This window comes from Nonomuraea phyllanthi, from assembly GCF_006334985.2.
Lineage (GTDB): Bacteria > Actinomycetota > Actinomycetes > Streptosporangiales > Streptosporangiaceae > Nonomuraea > Nonomuraea phyllanthi.
Window position 1 is genome coordinate 90,275 of sequence record NZ_VDLX02000023.1, and the last position, 14,769, is coordinate 105,043.

General features: G+C 69.5%; 17 protein-coding genes. 10 read left to right on the forward strand and 7 right to left on the reverse strand.

The genetic code is table 11. The annotated features are described in order from the left end of the window. The first annotated feature begins 103 nt into the window (after positions 1-103). Genes FH608_RS42710 through FH608_RS42720 form a run of 3 tightly spaced genes read left to right on the forward strand, consistent with a single transcriptional unit; the run spans position 104 to position 4,462 of the window. On the forward strand, positions 104-1,627 hold the full coding sequence (locus FH608_RS42710) for an aldehyde dehydrogenase family protein (RefSeq protein WP_139636620.1): 1,524 nt from the start codon (positions 104-106) through the stop codon (positions 1,625-1,627). After that, positions 1,624-3,393 carry a thiamine pyrophosphate-binding protein gene (locus tag FH608_RS42715; protein ID WP_139636622.1) on the forward strand — a complete coding sequence of 590 codons (1,770 nt, stop codon included), beginning with the start codon at positions 1,624-1,626 and terminating at the stop codon, positions 3,391-3,393. The genes FH608_RS42710 and FH608_RS42715 overlap by 4 nt, the downstream gene beginning before the upstream one ends. Positions 3,394-3,439: 46 nt before the next feature. Further along, complete coding sequence (locus FH608_RS42720) at positions 3,440-4,462, forward strand: amidohydrolase family protein (RefSeq protein ID WP_139636623.1); 1,023 nt, start codon at positions 3,440-3,442, stop codon at positions 4,460-4,462. An 83-nt stretch (positions 4,463-4,545) separates the two neighbouring features. Here FH608_RS42720 and FH608_RS42725 read toward each other — a convergent pair whose 3' ends face one another. From FH608_RS42725 to FH608_RS42735, 3 genes are all read right to left on the reverse strand, one after another. Continuing rightward, positions 4,546-5,442: a dioxygenase family protein gene (locus tag FH608_RS42725; RefSeq protein WP_139636625.1), complete on the reverse strand. Its 897-nt coding sequence runs from the start codon at positions 5,440-5,442 to the stop codon at positions 4,546-4,548. After that, positions 5,439-6,503, reverse strand: coding sequence for a maleylacetate reductase (locus tag FH608_RS42730; RefSeq protein WP_139636627.1), 1,065 nt, complete (start codon positions 6,501-6,503; stop codon positions 5,439-5,441). Before FH608_RS42730 ends, FH608_RS42725 begins: the two co-directional genes overlap by 4 nt. 72 nt (positions 6,504-6,575) lie before the next feature. After that, the gene (locus FH608_RS42735; protein WP_139636629.1) at positions 6,576-7,787 is read right to left on the reverse strand and encodes an FAD-dependent oxidoreductase; all 1,212 of its coding nucleotides are present in this window, start codon (positions 7,785-7,787) and stop codon (positions 6,576-6,578) included. A 217-nt stretch (positions 7,788-8,004) separates the two neighbouring features. Here FH608_RS42735 and FH608_RS42740 point away from each other — a divergent pair, with 217 nt between their 5' ends. Continuing rightward, the gene (locus FH608_RS42740) at positions 8,005-8,754 is read left to right on the forward strand and encodes an IclR family transcriptional regulator (RefSeq protein ID WP_226900410.1); all 750 of its coding nucleotides are present in this window, start codon (positions 8,005-8,007) and stop codon (positions 8,752-8,754) included. A gap of 9 nt (positions 8,755-8,763) precedes the next feature. On the opposite strand, the gene FH608_RS42745 is transcribed toward FH608_RS42740, so the two are convergent. Continuing rightward, positions 8,764-9,156, reverse strand: coding sequence for a DUF6461 domain-containing protein (locus tag FH608_RS42745; protein WP_139636633.1), 393 nt, complete (start codon positions 9,154-9,156; stop codon positions 8,764-8,766). 180 nt (positions 9,157-9,336) lie between these two features. Next, a complete protein-coding gene (locus tag FH608_RS42750; RefSeq protein ID WP_139636635.1) occupies positions 9,337-9,909 on the reverse strand; it encodes a TetR/AcrR family transcriptional regulator in 573 nt (190 codons plus the stop codon). An 81-nt stretch (positions 9,910-9,990) separates the two neighbouring features. On the opposite strand from FH608_RS42750, the gene FH608_RS53415 reads away from it, so the two are divergent. From FH608_RS53415 to FH608_RS42770, 4 genes are all read left to right on the forward strand, one after another. After that, complete coding sequence (locus FH608_RS53415) at positions 9,991-10,236, forward strand: SDR family oxidoreductase (protein WP_226900411.1); 246 nt, start codon at positions 9,991-9,993, stop codon at positions 10,234-10,236. A 4-nt stretch (positions 10,237-10,240) separates the two neighbouring features. After that, a complete protein-coding gene (locus FH608_RS42760; protein WP_139636637.1) occupies positions 10,241-10,603 on the forward strand; it encodes a VOC family protein in 363 nt (120 codons plus the stop codon). Between the two features lie 158 nt (positions 10,604-10,761). Further along, complete coding sequence (locus FH608_RS42765) at positions 10,762-11,247, forward strand: AAA family ATPase (RefSeq protein ID WP_139636639.1); 486 nt, start codon at positions 10,762-10,764, stop codon at positions 11,245-11,247. Between the two features lie 247 nt (positions 11,248-11,494). After that, positions 11,495-11,680, forward strand: a complete 186-nt coding sequence (locus FH608_RS42770; protein WP_139636641.1) for a hypothetical protein — start codon at positions 11,495-11,497, stop codon at positions 11,678-11,680. Positions 11,681-11,707: 27 nt separating this feature from the next. On the opposite strand, the gene FH608_RS42775 is transcribed toward FH608_RS42770, so the two are convergent. After that, a complete protein-coding gene (locus FH608_RS42775; RefSeq protein ID WP_193318937.1) occupies positions 11,708-12,589 on the reverse strand; it encodes a hypothetical protein in 882 nt (293 codons plus the stop codon). A gap of 413 nt (positions 12,590-13,002) precedes the next feature. Here FH608_RS42775 and FH608_RS52025 point away from each other — a divergent pair, with 413 nt between their 5' ends. Continuing rightward, positions 13,003-13,176, forward strand: a complete 174-nt coding sequence (locus tag FH608_RS52025) for a hypothetical protein (RefSeq protein WP_153261040.1) — start codon at positions 13,003-13,005, stop codon at positions 13,174-13,176. A gap of 136 nt (positions 13,177-13,312) precedes the next feature. Next, the gene (locus FH608_RS42780; protein ID WP_139636645.1) at positions 13,313-14,107 is read left to right on the forward strand and encodes a type I restriction enzyme HsdR N-terminal domain-containing protein; all 795 of its coding nucleotides are present in this window, start codon (positions 13,313-13,315) and stop codon (positions 14,105-14,107) included. 150 nt (positions 14,108-14,257) lie between these two features. On the opposite strand, the gene FH608_RS42785 is transcribed toward FH608_RS42780, so the two are convergent. Next, the gene (locus FH608_RS42785) at positions 14,258-14,584 is read right to left on the reverse strand and encodes a hypothetical protein (protein ID WP_139636647.1); all 327 of its coding nucleotides are present in this window, start codon (positions 14,582-14,584) and stop codon (positions 14,258-14,260) included. Positions 14,585-14,769: the final 185 nt, after the last annotated feature.

Genomic DNA, 14,769 nt, shown 5'->3' on the forward strand with positions numbered 1-14,769 from the left:
CGACAGCGCCGGCCAGGGAACAACGGCACCCGACAGCGCCGGCCAGGGAACAACGGCACCCCACAGCGTCGGCCGGGAGACAACTACGCGGACAGGATCGAACATGCCACAGCTTCACGACCTCGGCGGGCCGCCCACCTCGGTCGAGACCGAGCAATCCGCCGGACCGGGCCGGCTCCACCACACCGAGGCCACGCTGCTGATCGCGGGCAGGCCCGTGCAGGGGGAGTCGGTCGTGGAGATCCCGGCCCCGAGCGATCCCCGCCAGATCGTGGGCCGGTGCCACATCGCCTCCCCGGAGCAGGCCCTGGCCGCTGTCGAGGCCGCCAGGCAGAGCGCCGCGCAGTGGGCTCGCACCAGTGCCGCGTCGCGCGCCGAGATCCTGGCCCGGGCGGCGGAGGCGCTGAAGCGCGACGCGCCGCGGCTCTCGGAGCTGCTCTCCTGGGAGCAGGGCAAGCCGCCCGCCGAGGCCCGGGTGGAGCTCGAGGGAGCGAGAGGCATCCTGGAATGGCATGCCGGCCAGGCCGCGGCCCTCGATCCCGTCGTGCTGGACGACCGGCGCGGCCGGCAGATCCGGCGGCGGGTCCCGATGGGTGTCGTCGCCGTCATGGTCCCGTGGAACTACCCGGTCCTCCTGGCGCAGCTCATGGTGGCGCCGGCGCTCCTGGCCGGCAACGCGGTCGTGCTGAAGCTGCCCGAGTCCTCGCCCCTCGCCCTGCGGGCGTCCCTGTCTCCGCTGGCGGAGCTGCTGCCTCCGGGCGTGCTGAACATCCTGGCGGGTGACGCCGCCATCGGAGAGCTGCTCACCACCCATCCGTCCGTACGCAAGGTCGCGTTCACCGGCAGCACCGCCACGGGCCGCAAGGTCATGGCCGCGGCGAGCGGGACGCTCAAGAGCGTCAGCCTCGAACTGGGCGGCAACGACCCCGCCGTGGTGCTCCCCGGACGCACGATCGACGCGGAGCTGATCGACGAACTGGTACGCGGGACGCTGACGAACGCGGGCCAGATCTGCTACGCCCCGAAGCGGATCTACGTGCCCGCCGACCGCCACGCCGAGTTCTGCCGGGCCTTCGCCGACGGGTGCGCCGACATGGTCGTCGGCCCGCCCTCGGACGGGAGCGCGACGCTCGGCCCGCTCAACAACGCCCGTCAGCTCGCCGTCGTGACTGGCCTGCTCGACGACGCGCTGGCCGGCGGCGGGAGCGCCGTCCCCCTGGGCCGGCTGTCGGAGCACTGCTCGCCGGACGGGTACTGGTTCCAGCCGCGGCTCGTCACCGGCCTCGGCAATGGCGCCAGGCTGGTCCAGGAGGAACAGTTCGGGCCGCTGGTGCCGGTCGTCGCCTACTCCTCGGTCGACGAGGCCGTGGAGATGGCCAACGACACCGAGTACGGCCTGGCGGCGTCCGTCTGGTCCGACGACGAGGCCGAGGCGTTCGACGTCGCCGCCAGGCTGGAGGCGGGCACCGTCTTCGTCAACGTCCACCGCGTCGGCGCCTCGGCCGTCGACATGCCCTTCGGCGGGTTCAAGCAGAGCGGGATCGGCCGCGGCCACGCGGTCGAGGGGATCCACGAGTACACGGAGCTACAGGTCATCGCGCAGAGAGAGGACATGAGGAAGCGATGACCGCCGAGACCCGCGCCGGCGCCCCCGCTGACCCGACCTCGGCTGTCGACCGCGCGCCCGGTGACCCCGCTCCGGCGCTCGCCGCCGAACAGCTGGTCCAGACGCTGCTCGACTGGGACATCCGGTACGTCTTCATCTGCCCGGGCAGCACCGAGGCCGCCTTCCTGCACGCCGCGGCCCGGACCCCCGGGATCGACGTCGTGCTCACCACGCACGAGTCCATCGCGGTGTCCATGGCCGACGGCATGGCACGGGTGACGGGCCGCCCCGCCGTGGCCTACCTGCATGCCAACGTGGGCCTCGCCAACGGCCTCGGCCACCTGTCCGCGGCCCGGCTCGCCCTGAGCCCGGTGCTGGTCCTGAACGGGCTGAAACCGGCACAGATCCAGAGCCGCGGCGGTTTCACCACATCGACGCACATGCGGGACTACGTCCGCCAGGACGCGAAATGGGACTGGCAGAGCCTGCGCAGCCACGACATCGGCTTCGACGTCGCCCGCGCGTTGCAGGTGGCGACGGCGTCACCGGCTGGACCCACCTGGGTCGGCCTGTCCCAGGACCTGATCGAGAGCCCGGCCGACGCCTGGTCTCGCGACTCCGGGCGACTGGCGGTCGACGCCGCCGCAAGGCCCTCCCGCGCGGCCCTCCAGAAGGCGCTCCACCTGCTCCGAGCCGCCGCGCGCCCGATCGTCGTGGCCGGCGCGGACGTCGCCCGGGCCGGAGCGGACGCGGTGCGCGACGTCGCGCGGCTGGCCGAGACGCTCCGGATCCCGGTCTTCGCCGAGGACCGGCGCGGGTTCGAGCGCACGGTGCTGCCGTCGCGGCATCCCCACTACGCCGGGCTCTACGACCCGGGGCGCCGGTCCGTCGCGGAGTCCGATCTGGTGCTGTTCCTCGGCGCGCGATGCTTCACCGAGTTCGAGGCGCCGGCCCGCTCCAGCCTGCCGCCCGCCGCGGCGGTGATCCACGTTCACGCTGACCCGGCCGAGGTGGGCAAGATCTACGGCGCCGACCTGGGCGTCGCGGCCGACTCCGGCGCGTTCCTGGCGGACCTGCTGGAGGCCCTGGCGGACCTGCCGGAGGCGGCGGGCGGCTGCGTCCCGGGAGACGGGAGGCACCTTCGGGCGGCCGTGGCCGAGCATGCGGAGATCATGTCGCGCGGCCCTGGCGCTCCCGAGAGCTCGGAAGCGGCCCCGGGAGTGGCGGCCTCGGGAGCGACCACGGTCGCGGCCGTCATGGAGGCGCTCTCGTCCGAGCTGGACGAGGACACGGTGGTGGTGGGGGATGCCACCACGTCAGGTCTGGCGCTGCTCCATGCCGTGGAACGGACAGCGGCGTCCATGCACACCACGTCGTCGGGCTCGCTGGGCTGGGGCGTCGGTGCCGCCATGGGGATCAAGCTCGCCGATCCCTCCCGGCGTGTCGTCGCCGTGTGCGGGGACGGTTCCTTCCAGTTCGGTCTCCAGGGCTTGTGGACGGCGGTGCGCCATGGCATCGACGTGACCTACCTCGTCGTCAACAACGAGTCCTACGCCGCGGTGGGGGCGGCGATCCGGCGCTTCACGGGCGGGGTCACCCCTCGGGAGCGCGAGCTGTTCGTCGACCTCGCCGGCCCCTCGCTGGCCACGGTGGCGCAGGGGTTCGGGGCGCATGCCGTACGGGTGCGCTCGGCTGGAGAGCTGGGCAAGGCGATGCGCGGCGCGGCCGAGAGGCCCGGGCCGGCCGTCATCGAGATCATGACCGACCCCTTCGACCTCGGGCCGTGACGACCAAGAAGCCGACCTGACCGTCCTCACCAAGGAGTTCTCTCTCATGAAGATCGATTCGTTCTGTCACCTGCTACCCCGCGCCTACGCCGATCGCTTCTTCGCGATCAACGACAGCGCCGCCATCTTGAATCTTCAGAAGCGCACCCGTGACATCCCCGCCCTGACGGACCTGGACGTACGGTTCCGCCAGATGGACGAGTTCGGGGACTACAAGCAGATCATCAACGTGGCCTCACCGCCCCTCGAGGACCTGGGCCCCGCCGAGCGCAACGCCGAGATGGCGCGCATCGCCAACGAGGGCATGGCGGAACTGGTCGCGAACCACCCCGACAGGTTCGCGGGGTTCTGCGCCGCCGTCTCGCTCGACGACGTCGATCAGGCGATCAAGGAGGTCGACTACGCCTTCAACAGCCTGAACGCGGTCGGGGTGCAGATCTACTGCCACGTCAACCGCGGGCCGATGGACGACCCGCGCTACGACGCGTTCTGGGAGACGCTCTCCGGCAGCGGGAAGATGATCCAGGTCCACCCCAACAGGAACTCGTCCTGGCCCGACTACCCGACCGAGGAACGCTCCAAGTTCGAGATCTGGTGGGCGCTGGGCTGGGAGTACGACCTGTCCGCGTTCATGGCCCGCATGGTCTTCTCCGGCGCCTTCGAGCGCTGGCCGGACCTGAAGTTCCTGATCCACCACGGCGGAGCCATGATCCCGCACTTCGCCGGGCGGGTCGGCGCCGGCTGGGACCAGCTGGGCAGCCGGACGCCGGAGAGCCAGAAGGCGGACGTGGAGGGGTACCCGCTGACGAAGCGGCCCTTCGAGTACTTCAAGAACTTCTACGTCGACACCGCCTGCTTCGGCGCCGGGGACGCGCTCCGCACCTCGATCCGGTTCTACGGCCACGACCGGGTGGTGTTCGCGTCGGACAGCCCGTACGACCCCGAGAAGGGGCCGGGCTTCATCCGCGCGACGATCAAGAACATCGAGGAGCTGGACCTCAGCGCCGACCAGCGGCAGGACATCTACCACGACAACGCCGTCCGGCTGTTCGGCCTGACCACGTCGTGAGGCTCTGACATGCGACCGCGGCCGGCGCCCCGGGAAGGGGGTGCCGGCCGCGGCCTCCTACGGCCTGCGCCCGCCCTCCGGGCTCACGCGCCGGCGGGGGCCAGCGCGATGTCGAAGCGCGTCCGCGACCAGGTGCCGTCGACGGCCCGGCCGTCAGGGGTGGGCGTGCCGGCCGGCTGTCGCTGGAAGTCCCTGACCAGGGACTCCTTGACCCCGAAGACGGCGTCGGAGCCCAGCAGCGCGTCGCCGCGTACGAAGATGTGCGTCACCAGCGTCCGGCAGCCCTCGTACGAGACCATGAAGTGCAGGTGCGAAGCACGCATCGGGGAGCGGCCGACCGCTTCCAGCATCCGGCCGACGGGTCCGTCGTGCGGGATGGGATACGGCGTCGGGGTGATCCCCCAGAACCGGTACTTTCCCTCGCCGTCGGTGAACAGGTGCGCCCGCGCGGAGGTCCGCTCGTCGTCGTACTGGACGTCGTAACGGCCGTCCTCGTCGGCCTCCCAGACCTCGATCCGGGCGCCGGGCAGCGGCTTGCCGTCAGGCCCGACGACGGTGCCCTCGACCCAGCACGGCTCACCGGGCGCGCCGAAGGACATGTCGCCGCCGTTGGCGATCTCCGGCGCCCCTTCGACGAAGAACGGCCCGACCACGGTCGCCTCGGTCGCGTCCCCGTACGCCTGGTTGTTGACCGCGATGGTCTGCATGGAGGCGCCGAGCACGTCGGAGAGCAGGATGAACTCCTGCCGCCTGTCGTCGGTGATGTGGCCGGCGGCGGTCAGGAACGCGATCCCCTCGCGCCACTCCTCCTCGGTCAGCCGCGTCTCGCGGATGTAGGCGTGGACGTGCCGGACCAGGCCGACCATCAGCTCCTTCAGCCGCGGGTCGCGGCAGGTGTCGAACGAGCGCGCCACCCGCTCGACCAGCTCCTCCTCACGGGCGGCCTGCTCGGCGGACACTTCGCGGTGCGCGGCGGTCATGATGTCGCTCCTTCCCAGGCCGCTCGGAGCAGAGCGGTGAGGTTCTCCTCGGTGACGGGTGTGGGGTTGTTCTCGGGGATGGCGGCCATGATCGGGGCCACCGCCCTGGCGAGGCCGTCCTCCGGCATGCCGTAGTCCCTCAGCGCGATCGGCGCGTGGACGGTCGCGTAAAGGTCCGCCAGCCCCTCCGACGCCGTCGCGCTGCCCAAGGCCCGCGCGATGCGGCGCTCCGCCTCCGGCGCGTTCGGCGCGTTGAAGGCGAGCACGTGCGGGAGGACGACGGCGTGGGTCTGCGCGTGGGGCAGGTTGTACATCCCGCCCAGTACGTGGCAGATCTTGTGGTGCATGCCCGACCCGGCGGACGCGAACGCGACGGCGGCCAGGTAGGCGCCGTAGAGGGTCCGCTCGCGGCCCTCGATCCCGGAAGGGTCGGCGACCACGGCGGGCAGGCCGTGTCTCAGCGCGTGGCTGCCCTCGCCGGCCAGCGCCTGGTCGATCGGGTCGGTACGCGGCCCCCACATCGAGTCGACGCAGTGGGCCATCGCGTTGAGGCCGGACGCGACCGACATCTCCGGGGGCAGCGTCAGCATGAGCGACGCGTCGTACACGATGGAGCGGGGCAGGACGCGGTCGTCCACGCCGGTCGTCTTGGTCTCGCCCTCGGTGAGCCCCCAGACGTTCGTCGCCTCGGATCCGGCGTACGTCGTCGGCACCGCGATGATGGGCAGCCCCTCCGCCGGGGAGCCGGTCAGGGCGACCGCCTTGGCCAGCCCCGTCGTGGAGCCGCCACCGACGCAGAGCAGCGCGTCGGCGCCGGCCTTGACCGCGGCGTCCCGTGCCCGTTCCGCGACCTCGACGGGCACGTGCATGACGACCTCGTCGTGCCGTACGGCGACCGGGATCCCGGCCGACACGGCGTCGGCGAGCGAGGATTCGGCGGGGGCGGCGATGACCATGACCCGCCGGGCCCCGAGCGCGGCCACCTCGCGGGCCACCGCCGCGGGCGCGTCGCCGGGGGCGAAGACCACCCGTTGCGGCAGCGTCTCATGGGTGAATCTCATCAAGGCTCCCTCCTGCTCTGCTTCCCGCGCGCTGTGGCAGCACTCCCGCGGCTCGGTGATGATCATTGGCGGTCACCGCTGCGCGGTCACCCCGCCCTCCAGCGCGACGTCCGGATCGTAGTTGTAGATCCACGCGTTGGCGACGAGGGGATCGTGCTCGGCGAAGGCCGCGTCGCGCTCCCGCTGCTCGGGACCGTCGGGAAGGTGGTTGATGTGGGAGCGCCCGTGGCTCACGGTCTGCAGCCGGGTCGTACGGGGGATGCGCAGCTCCTCGTACCGCTTGAGCGCACCGGCCAGGTCGTCCAGGCCCGTCGCGATGCAGCGCGCCAGCACGGCGGCGTCTTCGAGCGCCTGGGCGGCGCCCTGGGCGAAGAAGGGGAACATCGGGTGGGCGGCGTCGCCGAGGAGCGTGATCCCGCCCTCGGACCACCGCGGCAGGGGCGCCCGGTCCAGCAGCGCCCATCGTCCGGGCGTTCCGGCGGCCCGGATCAGATGGACCAGCCGCCGGTCCCAGCCGTCGAACTCGGCCAGGAATTCCTCCACCGTCGCGGTCGCCGTCCACGACTCCACGGTGTAGTCGCCGGCGGGAGCGAAGGCGACGAGGTTGACCAGCTCACCGGCCGACACCGGATAGTGCACGAGATGGTGGTCGGGACCGATCCACAGCGTCTGCGCGGGCCGCAGGGCGAACTCCGGCGCCTTGGCCGCCGGGACGAGCGCCCGGAAGGCGCAGATTCCCGAGTACGTCGCCGGCGTCGCCGCGAACAGGGCACCGCGTACGACGGAGTGGATCCCGTCCGCACCGATGACGACGTCGGCCTCCACCGTCCGCCTGTCGGCGAAGTGCAGCCGCGGCGTGGCGCCGGTGTCCAGCCCGACGCACTTGTGACCGAGCGCGACGCTCTCGGGCGGCACCTGCGCCTTGATGGCGTTGAGCACGTCGGCCCGGTGCGCGGTGTAGGTCTGCTCCCCGTAGAGGCGCTCGCAGGCGTCGGTCAGGTTCTCCGACGACAGCACCGTCCCGTCCTCCCAGCGGCGGAACTCCCAGCCGGTGTCGAGCTGCACGGCACGCTCGCGCAGGGTTTCCATGACGCCGAGCCTGCGCAACTGGCGGGCCGCGTTGGGGGAGATCACCAGGCCGGCACCCACCTCGGCCAGCTGTGGCGCCTGTTCGTAGACGGTGCAGGGGAGCCCCTCGCGGTGGAGGAACACCGCGGTGGCGAGACCCCCGATGCCACCGCCCACGATGGCGATCCTGGGCTGTCCGGCCGTGCGTAGCGTCATCCTCAAACTCCTCCGGTTCTCGGTCCCCGATCCGACGGGGCGTCTCCCTGGCGCTCGGCATGGTCACTCACTCCCCGTCGGCCCCGGTGCCTCATGCTGCACTTCCCCGATGGGCCGGGAGGCTGATAAATCATTGAACGAACATTTCGGCATCCGCGGGAACCGAGCCGAGGAAGCGAGGTGCGACGTGCCGCGTACCAGCGAACCAGGACGAAGCGTGAGTTCTCGGCTGCTCGACCTGCTGTTCTCCTTCGCGCCGGGCGAGACCGAGCTGAGCCTCGCCGAGTTGGCGCGGAAGACCGGCCTGCCGCACCCGACCGCTCGCCGGCTCGTCCTGGAGCTGACGAAGGTCGGGGCGCTCGAACAGCGCGCCAACGGCCGATTCGCCGTCGGGCTCAGGCTGTGGCAGCTCGGCACCCTGGCCCCGCTGACCGAGTCGCTGCGCACGATGGCGCAGCCGTACATGGAGGACCTCTACACCGCGCTCCACCAGCACGTGCAGCTCGCGGTCCTCGAAGGACACGAGGCCGTCATCCTGGAGCGCCTGTCCGCGCCGTCCGCGCTGGGGCTGGTCTCCCAGGTGGGCGGCCGGCTGCCGCTGCACTGCTCAGGAGTCGGCAAGATCCTGCTCAGCCACGCCGACCCTGACCTGGTGCGGGAGGTTCTCGACGGGGAGCTGGAACGGTTCAACTCCGAGACGGTCGTCGACCCGGACGCGCTCCGGCGCGAGCTGGCCGAGTGCCGCCGCACCGGCTGCGCCATGGTCCGTGGCGAGCTGACCGAGGGCGCCGACTCCATCGCCGCACGGATCATGAACGGTGAAGGGCGCGTCGTCGCCGCCCTCTCCGTCGTCGTACGGTCGGGGTCCGTGCAGGCGCAGGCCGTTCTTCCCTCGGTCATCACGAGCGGGCTGGCCATCTCGAGGATGCTGGGATGGCGACCGGGCATCAAGGTCCGGCAGGGCTGAACCCGGGGGTCACGGGGATCGATGACCGCCGTCATCGCCGCCCCAGGCGAATCTGATCTCGCCGTCCTCACACCAGGAGAAGTAGTCCATGTCCTCGATGCCGAGAGCGGCTTGGGGGACAAGGCGGGTGCCCTCGGAGAGTTTCGTGATCACGTCTTCGCGGGTGCCGAGCCAGTCAGGGTCGAACACCCGTCCAGTCGCCGATGGTGGTGACGCCGAGAGGCTCCCCAGGGCCTGGGTAGTGATCCGGGTCGTCGGGGAAGGGGCCCGGTACGAAGTCCTCCCACCGACCGCCGAGGCGGGCAACCACCTGTTCAGGCGTGGTACGGATGTAATGAAGCCGTAGTACTCCTCGGAGTATTCGCCGCGGAGCCAGGAGACATCGAAGGGCCGCATCGCCATGCCGTCATGCTGCCGGCCGCCACCGACAGGCTTGGTACGCAATACCGTTCGTCGCTGTGGCGGCATCGCTCTTCGTGTGGTCCCATGGCCCGCGACGCAAAGTCCCCTACTTGTCGCCTGTGAAGACCTGCCGGGCCTCCTCGCGATGTGATGACCTCGACTCGGGTGTGTTGTGGCGATCTAGCCGTGGTTCGCCGCGCCGTAGCGCAGCCCGTCATAAAGGATCGTGGCGATGCGTACCGCGTCGTCCTTCCAGCCTTTGGCGCGCAGCCCGCAGATGCCGCCGAGGGCGCGCAGCACGACGCGCCCGCTGATGCCGCTGCGGACGAGACCGGCCGCGGCACCTGCGGCGAGAAGGTCGTCGAGGGCGCGGGCCATCTCGTCGCGCGCGTCGTCGAAGACGGGCGAATCGGTTGCCATGATGCTTTCCAGCGCCTCGCCCATTCCTCTGCCGACTGCCGCGTGCTCCACGAGCAGCAGCAGGAAGGTGCGCAGTGCTTCGTCCGGGGCATGGTGCGTGAGCAGCCGGGCGGGGGCTGCGCAGAGCTCGGCGACCTCCTGGCGGTACACCTCCGCGACGAGCGCCTCGCGCGTTTCGAAGTGGCGGTACAGCGTGCCGACGGCCACCTCGGCTCGGCGGGCGATCTCCTCCACGGTGGCGTCGCCGTCGGCGAGGAACGCCTCGCGTGCCGCGGCCAGGAGCGCTTCGCGGTTGCGGCGGGCGTCGGCGCGCAGTGGACGTGATGACGGCAACAGTCCTCCATAAGGTGAGTCCGACTCCGCTTGCGTGTACAGTTTCCGGAGTCGGGTTCACCTTACTGAAGGAGTACGCCCGTGACGATCGAGCACGACACGCTCGCCGGCCTGCGGGTGCTCGTGACCGGCGGCAGCCGAGGGCTCGGGGAGGCGACGGCTCGTCGCTTCGCCGCCGCACCCATGCCGACCCTGGCTTCGTCGTCATCGGAGGGAGCGGTCGACCATCTCCGACACATGGCCGACAGCCAGGGCGTGGGCGTCGACGAGGCCAAGCAGCAGATCGTGGACCACCTGAATGTGCCACGTACGAGATTCGAGGAGTAACACCATGACCTTCAGCTTGACGTCCCTGGTGGTGGACGCCGCGGACCTGGAGAGCGAGAGCTCGTTCTGGCACCGGCTGTTCGGCGGCTCGATCACGAGGACGGGGACGCACCACTTCCTGCAGATCGACGGCCTTCCCATGATCGTGATCCAGCACGCTCCGGGGCATGTGCCGCCGCAGTGGCCAGGCGGCGCCGCCCAGCAGGTGCACTTCGACCTCGCCACGGACGACGCGGCGACCGCGGACAGGCGGGTGCTCGACGCCGGCGGCCGCCGGCTGCGGCCGGCCGGCGATGTCGTCGCGCCCGCTGGTTCGCGCGTGTACGCCAGCCCGGCCGGACATCCCTTCTGCGTTCGCTCGGCCTGACCCCGGAAGCGAGCACGGACGACCGAGCCGGTGCTGTTTCGGCGAATGCACCCTGCGCCTTCCCACTTGCCCAGCCGCACCCGGGCCACCCATTCCGCCGGCCGGGATCGTTGCGCGAGTATGCCGGAGTAGTTTGCCGCCGCGTGTGGAGGTGCCTGATGAATGCGAGCCGCGAATCCAGGCTGATCTTGCTGTGCGGGCTGCCTGGCTCCGGGAAGACGACGCTGGCCAAGCGCCTGGCGGACGAGGTTCCAGCGGTGCGCCTGTGCCCGGACGAATGGATGGCCAGTCTCGGCATCGACCTGTTCGACGAACAGGCACGCGACCGGCTTGAGCGGCGGTTCTGGGAGCATGCCCAGGATCTGTTGAGGCTGGGGCAGAGTGTGATCCTGGAGTTCGGCTTCTGGGCGCGTTCTGAGCGCGACGAGAAGCGTTCGAGAGCGCGCGCACTCGGTGTCGCCGTCGAACTGCGCTACCTTGCCGCGCCGATCGATGAGCTGTGCCGCCGCCTCGAGGCCCGCAACGGGAAGGGGGAGCCGGGGACGGTCCCGATCAGCCGCGAACTGCTCGAGGAGTATGCGAAGCTCTTCCAGGCTCCCGACGATGACGAGCTTGCTCTTTTCGACGAACCATCTCCGGGCTGACGTGGATGACCGGGTGCCTGCGGGGTCTGGCGCGTGAATCGTAGGAGCCGGTCAGCCCGGGGAACGATCTGCCAGCCCTGCCGGCCCGATTGCGGGGCCGCACCTATCGAACGGGGCAGAATCATGAGGAAAACGCGCTCTGCCCTCCTTCTCCACCTTGGATTGGGGCGTTCTGCCTGCCCTGATCTACGCCGCAGGAAGCACCACCCTTCTCGGGTGGTTGTTGAGCCGGTGGTCGAGCCGCCGCATGCGCCTACGGTGGGCAATCGTCGCCGTGCACCTGTCGATGATCGGCGCCACCATCCTCGACTTGGCGCTCTTCTCCACTGTGACCTGGAAGGCGCTGCTCGGCTCCCACATACTCGCCTACGCCGTCATCGTCCTGTTCCTCATGCCCTCGGCTCAGCGCTGGTTCAGCAAATCCCGTGCCTGATGTTTCAGCAGACCCACGTCCGCCCGTTCAGCCGCCCCGGACATCACGCCGCTCGGCGGCGTGGTACATGTGGGCGGCTGACCGGATGAGATCGCTGTCTCCGCCTCCCACTCGCTCACCTGCGAACTGATCCCGGACACTGCCGGCCGGACGGCCTCCGCGCAGGGTCACCCCGTGGGAGACGCGGAGCCGGTGGAGTTCCCACCACACGATGGCGCTCACCATGATCGGGCCGCCGAGGAACAGCAGGCATGCGACCGCCGGCGGTCCGCCGGGCATTCCGTTGAGGGCGAAGCACTCCCAGACCAGGATGCCGGTGAGCAAGGCGGGGAGCGCGGGGTGCACGGTGTCCAGGCCGAAGCCGGTCCGTACGACCCTGGCGGAGGCGAACAGGAAGACGAGGGCCAACCAGACGAACGCCGCCACGGCCGCCTGGATCGGCCAGCCGGCGTCGTTCAGGTCGACCCCGCCCTCAGGTCCCCACAATACGAAGCCGATGAGGAGGCCATAGGGGAGGAGCAAGGTGCCCGCGTAATAGCCGAGCTTGCGCAGCGGCTTTCGCAGAGCCGTGCGCATGGCCGGGCGCTGTTCGGGCGGCGCGCAGCGGATGAGAATCCCGATGACGACGGTCGCGGTGGCGACGAGCAGCCAGGGTGCGACGATAAGAGTAAAAAGGGGTTCGGAGACTTTCTCCTGGAGGACGTCTTCCGGGGCGAATGACGCGAGGAGAACGAGCGACACCGTGGGCGCCGTCCACGTCCGAAGCCTCTTGATGCGCGTCACCGTCGGGTCCTGCACATCTGAAGGGGCAGCGTCGCCGAAAAGGTGCCAGACGAGAAGGCGGGCGCTGCGGAAGAAGTAGTACAGCGCCAGGAGGTAGAGGAGCCACCGCGCGGCCACGAAAACCACCAGCAGGAGCAGCAGCGGGACGAGCCTGTTGGGAAAGAGAGAAGGCCTGTCGGGGAAGAACCTCCGCTGCAACGGGGGCCAGTTCCAGATGGGCGGGGGCCGGTCGGAATGCGCCGGAGGACGCCAGGCCCGGTGCAATAGCCGTAGTACGGCTGACGTGGGTTCTGGTCGGGACTCCGTCAATGCTGTGCCACCTATCGCCGCTCTGTCGTCTTGGATGACAGTTCCTCCCGGTCCGGAGCTAAATGGTGAGACGGGGAGTTCGGGCAGTTGGTTCGGGCAGCGTCTCCGATGGGGTTACGTCCATGGAGTTGTATGCGAGTTTGGCCTGGTCACAGGGTTGGCGTCGTGAAATGGCGATGGCCATCGCATGATCCTTTGACGGCTGACTTGTTCGATCCACCGTGAGGCCCGTGGCTGTGGCGTTGATGTCGCCCGAGGGCGACAGTCTGTGCGGCCGGCGCCTCGCATGGCAGCGCAGCGATGAGCAGACCAAGCGGCGCGACAGCTACCACGTCGGATCGGTGCCACCGAATGCGACGCCGAACCTCCATCTGGACAAACTCGGCCACTGGAAAAGGTCTTAGCTGGACATTTTGGTGTATTTATCGGATTTGGCACCGCTGTTTCGAGAGTCATTTCTGTATCGATTGGAAATAGCTGATGTGTTGATCTCTCGGCTCGCTCTAACCTGCCTTGTCACTACTACTCGCAGGTGGAGCCATGACTGAGCAGGCAGCGAAGGCGATCGTCGGCAACGAGCAGTCCGTCAGCACCTTGGAAGTGTCCAAGGGGGCGGCGGCGACCTCTCCTGCGAGGAAGGCCTCCACGGCTCGCACGGCTCCGAAATGGGAGACCGATGCGCGAGATCGTGTCCGGGCGGCGGTCAGGCGCTACAACAAGCCCCTCAGCGACCTTGTGGCTCGTGATGCGAACGAGGGGGACACCCGACTTCTCATCACCGATTTCCTCTGTGACGGCCTCGGATACGACAAATACGAAGAACTGACCACGGAATATCAGGTCAAGGGCGAGTTCGCGGACTACGGCATCCGCATCGACAAGCAGTTGGTCGCCTTCATCGAGGTCAAGCGCTGCAGCCAGAAGCTCAACGTCAGACACCTGCGCCAGGTGCAGATGTACGCGGTGAACGAGGGCGTCGAATGGATGATTCTTTCGAATGGGCAGGTGTGGCAGGCGTACCACATGACGGCAGGCCTTCCCGTCGTCATCGATCTGGCCCTCGAAGTGGACATGCTCGGTGACGACAGCTTGGGGAGCAAGACGGACGCGCTTTTCTACCTCACGAAAGAGGCGTTCAAGCGTCGGCTGATCGATGATCTGTGGCGGGCACGCGCTGCTACATCGCCCAAGTCTTTGGCGCAGGTGCTTCGATCCGATGTGGTCATTGACGCTGTGCGGAAGGAACTCCGACGTCAGACGAGTCACAACGCTGATGCCGGCGAGATCGACCGGATCCTGCGCGACGAGGTGCTCAGGCCGGAAACCCTGGCCTGAGGGGAGGCGAGGCCGTTGCGACCGCCGAGTTCGGCACCCGCCGCCGCATGTGGCCGGGGTGATCGGCTGTCACGATGGGCCACCGAGACTCCGGTGTCGAGAAGTTGCTCGCCGCATGGCCGAGCTCGCGGAGATCGCGGGAGAGCGGGGTCAGCAGAAGTGCGGGGCCCGGGCGGTGAATTCGGCGGTGGAGACGAGGACGTCGTGGCCGGTCTCGCCGTCCTGTTCACCGTACTCCGTGATGATGACCTGCCCCGGCCGGACCCTCTTCTTGCTCGCCGTGGTGAAGACCACGTCGTACATCCGCACATGCGTTTTCGAGTTGTAGGCGCTCCCCGTGTATTTCCGCCCCCTGACGAAATCCAGATCGCCGCTGGTCAGGGACCATCCCGGGGGAATGTGCTCCAGATCCAGGGAGACCGTGGATCCGGTCAGGGGAGGTGCGGTGAGATCGGCGTTGACCGTGACTCCGGTCATGCCCCCGGGAGCCGGCTCGGACGGGAGCGGGAAGCACCCGGTCGCGGCGGCGAGCGCGAGTGCGGCGAGTACGCGTCGCGCCGGGCGGTACCCGGTTGTGGTTGTCACTCCGGAGGCGAGCGGCGGCGTCGGGCGTCTCCCTCTGTTCGGGGCCTTTGCGGCATGTGACGCCTCTGGTGTGAAAG